The organism is Pseudoalteromonas sp. SR45-1 (assembly GCF_014163655.1).
Classification (GTDB): domain Bacteria; phylum Pseudomonadota; class Gammaproteobacteria; order Enterobacterales; family Alteromonadaceae; genus Pseudoalteromonas; species Pseudoalteromonas distincta.
In genome coordinates this window covers 1-1222 of the sequence record NZ_JACJDR010000036.1, presented here as the reverse complement: position 1 = coordinate 1222, position 1222 = coordinate 1, and the positions used below count along the sequence as shown (strand labels likewise).

Here is a 1222-nt window from a genome sequence, read left to right as displayed (position 1 = left end):
TTGGTGGCACTGTTACACTCACCATCACCGACAGCGCAGGCGCTGTGCAAACCATTGAGACCCTAGTTGGCAGCGATGGCCACTGGAACATTGAGATTCCAGGTGCCCTTGCACAAGGTGACTTTACTGTAAGCGCGAGTATTACCGATGCGGCAGGCAACGAGAGCACAGCAAACAGCAGTGGTAATGTGGATACTATTACGCCAATCGTCACCGTTGATGCACTGGGCTTGGGTAACGACAGCACCCCAGTGATTAGTGGTACTTCAACAGAGCCTGAAGGCACCGTTGTAAACATTGTTATTACTGACAGTAACGGTGATGAACACCCAATCACCGCCACCGTGGATGCAAACGGTGACTGGCAAGCAACCAGCCCTGAATTACCGGATGGAAGCTACACCGTGCAAGCCAGTATCACCGATGATGCAGGCAACACCGGTGGTGCAACACAAACAGGCAACTTAGATACCTTAGCGCCGACACTGACGTTAGACACAGTCGGTGCCACGAATAACAGCACGCCGACAATCAGCGGAAGCAGCAATGCGCCAGCGGGCACAGTGATAAACATCAGTGTAAGCGACGGCACCACAACAGAAACGTTTACTGCAACAGTACAAGCCGATGGCAGCTGGTCAGCAGATGTACCGAACGCGTTAACTGATGGTCCACTCACTATTGAAGCAAGCGTTAGTGATAACGCCGGTAATACCACTACATTAAGTGAAACCGCAACACTCAACACCACGGCCCCAAGCATTAGTATTAATGCACTGGTTGACACCAACGATACCACCCCAACCATTAATGGTACAAGCGATGCGGCAGATAACACCACCATTAGCTTAACGTTTGAAGACAGTACAGGGAATATTACGACTGTTGATACAACCGTAACGGGTGGAGTATGGAGTGTCGATGCACCAACTGACTTAGCCGAAGGCGAATATACTGTCACCGCACAGGTAGATGATGGTCTAGGTAATATCGGCAGCGCCACCGAGACAGGTCAGATAGACCTTACTGGCCCGAGCCTTGTTATTACAGACAACGGTGTAGGGAACGACACCACGCCAACGATTGCAGGTACCAGTGATGCACCGCAAGGCAGTGAAGTAACCATTGTTGTCACCGACAGCAGCGGCGCAGCGCAAACAATGAGCGCCACCGTACTAGCCAATGGCACGTGGTCAATCCCTGTACCGGTAGCACTTGCAGA

The 1222-nt window shown here is 51.6% G+C and carries 1 protein-coding gene; it reads left to right on the top strand.

Annotated elements, in window-relative coordinates:
- On the top strand, positions 1 to 1222 hold a 1222-nt coding region (locus H5089_RS20005), incomplete at both ends, for an Ig-like domain-containing protein (protein ID WP_182712954.1).